Genomic DNA, 7,253 nt, shown 5'->3' with positions numbered 1-7,253 from the left:
ATATGCCTTGAACTCGCCTCCGAAACGCTCCGCACCGACCTTCGTCAGCGCCGCCGTCAGCGTCGTCTTGCCGTGGTCCACGTGGCCAATCGTGCCCACGTTGACGTGCGGCTTGGTCCGTTCGAATTTACCCTTTGCCATACGTGCCAAACTCCGGTGGAGTCAAAATGAGGAACAAAAAAAGTCGATACCTGCGACCAGCTCTGCGAGGTGGTGCTCATGACTGGAATCGAACCAGCGACCTCTTCCTTACCAAGGAAGTGCTCTACCGACTGAGCTACATGAGCACAAAACACTCTTAAGACGAGATCAATGGAGCGGGAGACGGGAATCGAACCCGCACCATCAGCTTGGAAGGCTGAGGTTCTACCATTGAACTACTCCCGCCCGATCTTCAAGCCAATGCGGAACTCGTCTGGTGGAGGGAGGTGGATTCGAACCACCGAAGGCGTAAGCCAGCAGATTTACAGTCTGCCCCCGTTGGCCGCTTGGGTATCCCTCCAACAAAGAACGGCTATTGTGTGGATCGAGGCCGAAACTGTCAACACCTTCACACGAGAAAAACGCGATTCCTGGCGACTTTCTTGCAAGGGCCTGCGAACGAATTTGCGCCTTGGCCCATAAGCCTTATGCGCCGTCGTCGGCGCGCTCGTGAACCAGGCTGGCCATGTCCTTGGACATGTCCATGAGCTTCCTGGCTTGCTCTTGCAGGCGGCGCTCTGCCTCGGTTCGCGGCTCCCAGGCCGGCACCTGCGTCGGCTTGCCATCGGGACTGTCCAGGGCCACGAAAACCATGACGCAACTGGTCGCTAGGCGCTGCTCGTCCTTGCGCAGATCCTGTGCCAGGACATCCACCGCCATGTGCATGCTGGAACGCCCCGTATGGATCAGACGCGCTTTGACCGTGACCAGATCGCCGATAAGGATCGGCGCGACGAACTGGATTCCGCTGATCGAAGCGGTCACGCAATAGGCGCCGCTCCAGGCCACCGCGCAGGCATAGCCAGCCTGGTCGATCCACTTCATTACCATGCCGCCATGCACCTTGCCGCCGAAATTGACATCGGTCGGCTGGGCAAGGAAACGGAAATTTACTTCGTGCTGCTGGCCTGGCATGCGCTCTCCGGCGGGACATCGCGTCCCCTAAAAAAAACGACTCGTGAAACGAGTGCATGATCCGCTTCCGCCCTGCCATGCCGCAAGCAAATTCTCACGTCGACCGCACACCCTTCTCCACGCTGCGCACTAATTGCGCGATAAGCGCATCGATCTGCTGCGCAGGCTCGGTGGCAATGCCGAAGACAAGGCCGGGGCGCGGTGTGAGCAAGTAGTACGACGACAATGGCCTGACGGCAAAACCCTCTGTTTTGAGATGTTTCGCGAGCTCCGCATCCACTATGCGTTCGTCATGAAACCACGCCGCCAGTTGCAAGCCACCTGCGCCGGGACCGATACGAAACAGATGCTCGCCATGGCGTCGCAAAGCCTCCACCGTAGCGGCCATCCTCTCGCCATAGATGGCATTCATGCGGCGCAGATGTGCACGAAATTGTCCTTCGCACATGAAGTCGGCCAAGGCCGCCTGAATATGCACCGGCACGACGGCAGCGCGCAGCAATTGAGCCTCGGCCACCATGGCTGTCAAAGCAGGCGGCACGATCGCGTAGGCCACTCGCAAGCCGGGCGCGAGCGTCTTGGAGAAGGTTCCCAGGTAAACCACCGAATCGCCGCGATCGATGCCTTGCAACGCCGCGATAGGACGAGAGCCATATCGGAATTCGCTGTCGTAGTCGTCCTCCAGCACGATCGCGTTGTGCCGCCGCGCCGCTGCCAACAATGCGACACGTCGTTGCAAGCTCATGGCATAGCCCATGGGGTACTGATGCGATGGCGTCACGTAGATCAGCCGCGGCGCCCGTGCCGGGGCTCGCGCCACATCGATACCTTCTTCGTCGCACGGCACAGGCAGGAGCACCGCTCCCGCTGCGGACAATAAGGTCTTGGCTGTCGGATAACCCGGATCCTCGACCCAGACAACGGCGTCGTCCCGGACATCGCGCAATAGCACTTCGGCGAGCAGCGACACGGCGGCGCGCGTGGAGGGGACGACCAGCACTTGCTCAGGACGCGCCGTCACCCCGCGAGTAGCGGCAACATGGTCAAGGATCGCCACGCGTAAGGCCTCGAGACCACAAGCTTGACCGTAACCCAGGTCGTGGACACGCAACGCGCGGGCACGGGCGGCCAGCGTCCGTGCCCAGGCTTTGTGCGGAAAGCTCGCCAAGTCAGGCACTCCCAACTCGAACCGACCCGATATGCGTGCCGGCACCGCCTGAGTGACCGGCGGCGTCTCGGGCCGTTCAGAGAAAACGGGCAATGCCAGGCCGGATACGCGACAGAGCGCACCTGCGGTCGTCTGCAGATAACCCTCGTTGCGTAGTCGCTCGTAAGCGTGAACGACGGTCGAGCGCGCCACCTCGAGTGCACCGGCCAATGCCCGGGTCGACGGCAATCGCTGGCCCGGCAGCAGTTGCCCGGCAAGCACCCGTTCGCGAACGAGCCGATAAATCTGCCCTTCGAGATCGCCGGACGCGCGATCGAGCGGCGGCCAGGCAAGTTCGGATCGGCCCTCGGTGCGAGGCAAACTGGTATGCCCTGAATTTGGAAAGTGGCAGTGTACGCCAGTCCACCTCGGCCCTGAAAATGCCGGCCATTCCTAAGTGGAGTACTCATCGATGGATTTGTCGCAGTGGAAAGGCGTCCCACGGCCCGAGCGCGTCACCCTGGAAGGCCGCTACGCCCGCCTGGAGCCGCTCGACCCCACACGCCACGGAACGGATCTGCTCGCCATGGCACAAGCCCCCGGCACCGAGGAGCGGCATCGCTATCTTGCCGTTTACCCGCCGGCCGACATGGCAGCGTTTGCACCATGGCTGGACAAGAGCAGCACATCGGAAGACCCGCTGTTCTTTGCCGTGGTCGACCGGCGCACCGGTCGTGCCGAAGGACGCCAGGCGCTGCTGCGCATCGAGCCGGCGCACGGGACGATCGAAGTCGGGCATGTGTTGTGGGGGCCGGCCATTGCGCGTAGCCGGGTGGCGACCGAAGCGTTGTTCCTGCACGCAAGCTACGTCTTCGACACGCTCGGCTACCGCCGTTTCGAATGGAAATGCCACAGCGACAACGAAGCGTCACGCCGTGCGGCACAACGCTTCGGTTTCGAATTCGAAGGCATTTTTCGCCAGCATGTCGTGGTCAAGGGGCGCAACCGCGATACCGCATGGTTCGCCATGCTCGATCGCGACTGGCCCAGGCTGAAAGAAGCCTATCGGCGTTGGCTGGCACCTGAAAATTTCGACGAGGCCGGACAGCAACGCGTACCTCTGCGCTTTACCAGCCAAGCCCCTGTCCGGCCTTAGGAACAAAGCGACTCATCTCGCACTCGCATCGGTGTCCAGCGAGCGACCGGCGCGCAAATGAATCAACGGATAAGGCCGCCCTTGTCCATCCAAGACCGAGCGTCCGACACGTTCAAAGCCCATGCGACGGTAAAAGCCGACAGCTTGGTCGTTTTGCTCGTTGACGTCCACGCTCAGCCCAGGATGCAACTGCAAGGCGTGGACAACGAGTGCACGACCGACGCCGGCACCGCGACAATCGGCGTCGACAAACAACGCTTCCATGTGCCCTTCGTGCAGGAGCATGAACCCTACCGCCCTATCCTCGTCGTCGACAGCGAGAAAGAGCGGTGCCGATGGCAGAAACGCCGCGACCTCCCTTTCTATCTCGGTTCGGTCCTGGGCGGAAAGAAAATCGTGCGTTGCATCCACCGCATTTCGCCAGATGTCGAGCACCCGTGCACCGTCCGCGAGCGTGGACATTCGAATGCGCATCACGAGGCCTCCTTCTGGGCAGCACTTCAAGCGTGCGCCTCTGCATGGGGTGTACTTGACGAATAAAAAAGGGAAGGCTTGGCCTCCCCTTCGACAGCATCATGCGATGCGCTTCAAACGTTGAACAGGAAGTGCAGCACATCGCCCTCCTTGACGAGGTACTCCTTGCCTTCCTTGCGCAAACGGCCGGCAGCGGCAGCACCGGCCTCACCCTTGTACTGGATGAAATCGTCGTAGCCGATGGTCTCGGCGCGAATAAAGCCTTTTTCGAAATCCGTGTGGATCACGCCGGCCGCTTGCGGCGCGGTCGCACCCGCCTTCACCGTCCAGGCGCGCACTTCCTTCACGCCAGCGGTGAAATACGTCTGCAGGCCGAGCAGCTTGTAGCCTGCGCGGATCACGCGGTTCAAGCCCGGCTCCTCCAACCCGTAGCTGGCGAGCATCTCGTCACGGTCCGCATCGTCCAGTTGCGAAAGCTCTTCTTCGATCGCAGCACAAACCGGCACTACCTCGGCGCCTTCCGCCGCGGCGCGCGCGCGCACGGCATCCAGGTGCGGATTGTTCTCGAAGCCGTCCTCGCGCACGTTGGCGATGTACATCAACGGCTTGAGCGTGAGCAGGAACAGGTCGCGCACCAGCGCCTTTTCTTCGTCGTCGAGCTTGACGCTGCGCGCCGACTGCCCATCGTTAAGCGCTGTGGCAAGCTTCTGCAGCACCGGCTTCTTGGCCAGGGCGTCCTTGTCGTTGGCCTTGGCCGCACGCTCGGCGCGGTTGAGCGCTTTCTCCACCGAATCGAGATCGGCCAGCGCCAGTTCGGTATCGATGGTTTCGATGTCGGCAATCGGGTCGACCTTGCCGGCCACGTGCACGATGTCGGTATGCTCGAAGCAACGCACGACATGCGCAATGGCATCGACCTCGCGGATGTGCGACAGGAACTTGTTACCCAGACCCTCGCCCTTCGACGCGCCGGCCACCAGGCCTGCGATATCGACGAATTCGACCGCTGTCGGGATCAGCTTCTGCGGCTTGACGATATCGGCCAGCTGATTGAGGCGCGGATCCGGTACCGGCACCACGCCGACGTTCGGCTCGATGGTGCAGAACGGGAAGTTGGCCGCCGCGATGCCTGCCTTGGTCAGCGCATTGAACAGAGTGGACTTGCCGACGTTAGGCAGGCCGACGATGCCGCATTTGATGCCCATGATTGGTCCGTCAGGTCGGTCGCTAACGCGGCCGATTTAAAAAGTTAGGGGTAAGAGGTTAAGAGTGAGGGGGAAAGCAAAAACGAGGGCCCTATTCTAGCCCAGACAGTCATCTCGCCTAACTCCTCGCAGCGCCGCAGGCGCGGCCTCACTGCTTCGTATGAAGCGCCTGCATCGCTTTGTCGAATTGCCCATCTACCGCCAGCGGCAACACGTCCAATGCGCGTCCGATGCCCTGGATGATGGCGTCCTCGTCCGCAGCGGATGGGCGGCCCAGAACCCATGGAGTCACCTTGTCCTTGTGGCCGGGATGGCCGATACCGACACGCAGGCGGTGGAACTTGGCGTGCCCCAGGTGCGCGATGATGTCGCGCAGACCGTTCTGGCCGCCATGGCCGCCGTCGAACTTCATGCGCACGGTACCTGGATCGAGATCCAGTTCGTCATGCGCCACCAGGCATTCTTCCGGGGCGATCTTGTAATAGCGCAACGCGGAGGCGACCGCGATACCGCTCTTGTTCATGAAAGTGGCCGGCTTGAGCAGCCAGACGGCCTCGCCGCCAAGACGGACCTTGCAGGTCTCGCCATGCAACTTGCCATCGAAGCCAAAGCGTTCGCCCTGCGCCGAAGCGAGAGCATCAACAAACCAGAACCCGGCATTGTGCCGGGTTCGGAGGTATTCGGCACCGGGGTTGCCCAGCCCGACGATGAGGCGCAGACCCGCCATGGCGAGCGAAGCAGACACGCTGTCGGCCCGACACCCCGATGGGCGTCGGGCCGGCGCGCCTTACTTCTTGGCGTCCTTGTTGGCGTCAGCGGCAGCATCGGTAGCAGCCGCGCCTTCCGCCGGCGCATCGACCTCTTCCTGCACCGAGTAGGCGGTGACCACGGCGATGTCGTGATCGGCGCCCAGCGCGAGAGCCGGGATTTCGACGTTGGCCGGCAGCTTCACCTGCGACAGGTGGATGATGTCGCCTTCCTTCAGACCCGACAGATCGAGCTCGATGAACTCGGGCAGGTACTTCGGCAAGCAGGACACTTCCACTTCGTTGAGGTTGTGCGAGATCACCACGCCGGCGGTCTTGCCTGCCGGGGATTTTTCCTGGTTCAGGAAGTGCAGCGGCACGTTCACACGGATCGCTTCGTTCTCATTGATGCGCAGGAAGTCCATGTGCAGCATCTGCTGCTTGAACGGATGCTTCTGCCAGTCGCGCACCAGCACTTTCTGCACCTTGCCGTCGATGTTCAGGTCGAGCACCGAGGAGAAAAACCACTCGTGCTTGGCGGCGAGCAGGATGGTGTTGTGCTCGATCTGGATGCTTTCGGCGGGTTGACCCGCACCGTAGACGACGGCCGGAACGAAGCTCGCACGACGCAGGCGGCGGCTCGCACCTTTCCCCTCGTCCTTGCGGCCCTGGGCCTGGATTTCATGAATTGTAGCCATGATGGCGTTTACCTATCAGTAATTGGCTGCCTCGCGGCAACCGGATGACTCTCCCGCGACCAGGAGAGTCTCGGATCGAGCCCCGGTACTCGGGGCTCGGAATTCAGTCCACGTACAACGAGCTTACGGACTCGCCAAACGCGATGCGGCGGATCGTCTCCGCCAGCAGCTCGGCGACCGAGAGCTGACGGATTTTGCTGCACGCGGCGGCCTCGGGCCGCAACGGCAAGGTATTGGTGACAACGAGCTGATCGAGCTGCGAGCCTTCGATGTTGCTGATGGCCGCGCCCGACAGTACCGGGTGCACGCAGTACGCCACGACCTTGCGCGCACCGCGCTCCTTCAGGGCAGCGGCAGCGGCGCACAGCGTACCGGCGGTGTCGACGATATCGTCGACCAGCACGCAGGTCTTGCCGTCCACTTCGCCGATGATGTTCATCACGGTGGCGACGTTGGCCTTCGGACGGCGCTTGTCGATGATGGCCAGGTCGGCGTCGTCCAGGCGCTTGGCGAGCGCACGCGCACGCACCACGCCACCGACGTCGGGGCTGACCACGATCAGGTTGTCCATGCTGTGGTTACGCCAGATGTCCGCCAGCAGCAGCGGCGAGGCATAGACATTATCCACCGGGATGTCGAAGAAGCCCTGGATCTGGTCCGCATGCAGGTCCACCGTCAGCACGCGATCCACACCCACCGTGCCGATGATCT

At 62.1% G+C, this 7,253-nt stretch carries 9 protein-coding genes and 3 tRNA genes; 1 reads left to right on the top strand and 11 read right to left on the bottom strand.

Annotation, left to right across the window (positions count from 1 at the left end):
• From VIM98_RS17575 to VIM98_RS17550, 6 genes are all read right to left on the bottom strand, one after another.
• On the bottom strand, positions 1 to 141 hold a 141-nt coding region (locus tag VIM98_RS17575; RefSeq protein ID WP_237057044.1), incomplete at its 3' end, for a GTP-binding protein.
• A gap of 70 nt (positions 142 to 211) precedes the next feature.
• Positions 212 to 287: transfer RNA gene (locus VIM98_RS17570), tRNA-Thr, on the bottom strand.
• Positions 288 to 313: 26 nt separating this feature from the next.
• Positions 314 to 387, bottom strand: a tRNA-Gly gene (locus VIM98_RS17565).
• Between the two features lie 29 nt (positions 388 to 416).
• Positions 417 to 502: transfer RNA gene (locus tag VIM98_RS17560), tRNA-Tyr, on the bottom strand.
• 125 nt (positions 503 to 627) lie between these two features.
• Complete coding sequence (locus VIM98_RS17555) at positions 628 to 1,116, bottom strand: acyl-CoA thioesterase (RefSeq protein WP_331994403.1); 489 nt, start codon at positions 1,114 to 1,116, stop codon at positions 628 to 630.
• A gap of 94 nt (positions 1,117 to 1,210) precedes the next feature.
• Entirely contained in the window at positions 1,211 to 2,644 is a 1,434-nt protein-coding gene (locus VIM98_RS17550; RefSeq protein ID WP_331994402.1) for a PLP-dependent aminotransferase family protein, read from the bottom strand.
• A gap of 91 nt (positions 2,645 to 2,735) precedes the next feature.
• Between VIM98_RS17550 and VIM98_RS17545 the strand changes: the two genes are divergently transcribed.
• Positions 2,736 to 3,419: a GNAT family protein gene (locus VIM98_RS17545; protein WP_331994401.1), complete on the top strand. Its 684-nt coding sequence runs from the start codon at positions 2,736 to 2,738 to the stop codon at positions 3,417 to 3,419.
• Between the two features lie 12 nt (positions 3,420 to 3,431).
• Here the strand turns inward: VIM98_RS17545 and VIM98_RS17540 are convergent, their stop codons facing one another.
• The 5 genes from VIM98_RS17540 to prs all read right to left on the bottom strand — a co-directional run.
• On the bottom strand, positions 3,432 to 3,893 hold the full coding sequence (locus tag VIM98_RS17540) for an acetyltransferase (protein ID WP_331994405.1): 462 nt from the start codon (positions 3,891 to 3,893) through the stop codon (positions 3,432 to 3,434).
• Positions 3,894 to 4,006: 113 nt separating this feature from the next.
• The gene (gene ychF / locus VIM98_RS17535; protein ID WP_331994400.1) at positions 4,007 to 5,098 is read right to left on the bottom strand and encodes a redox-regulated ATPase YchF; all 1,092 of its coding nucleotides are present in this window, start codon (positions 5,096 to 5,098) and stop codon (positions 4,007 to 4,009) included.
• Between the two features lie 148 nt (positions 5,099 to 5,246).
• Entirely contained in the window at positions 5,247 to 5,825 is a 579-nt protein-coding gene (gene pth / locus VIM98_RS17530; protein WP_331994404.1) for an aminoacyl-tRNA hydrolase, read from the bottom strand.
• A 60-nt stretch (positions 5,826 to 5,885) separates the two neighbouring features.
• Positions 5,886 to 6,542, bottom strand: a complete 657-nt coding sequence (locus VIM98_RS17525) for a 50S ribosomal protein L25/general stress protein Ctc (protein WP_331994399.1) — start codon at positions 6,540 to 6,542, stop codon at positions 5,886 to 5,888.
• A 103-nt stretch (positions 6,543 to 6,645) separates the two neighbouring features.
• A partial coding sequence (prs, locus tag VIM98_RS17520; protein WP_331994398.1) for a ribose-phosphate diphosphokinase occupies positions 6,646 to 7,253 on the bottom strand: 608 nt, incomplete at its 5' end.

It is taken from the genome of Dyella sp. (assembly GCF_036568765.1).
Classification (GTDB): Bacteria; Pseudomonadota; Gammaproteobacteria; order Xanthomonadales; family Rhodanobacteraceae; genus GSA-30.
This window is presented reverse-complemented; position numbering and strand designations above follow the sequence as displayed.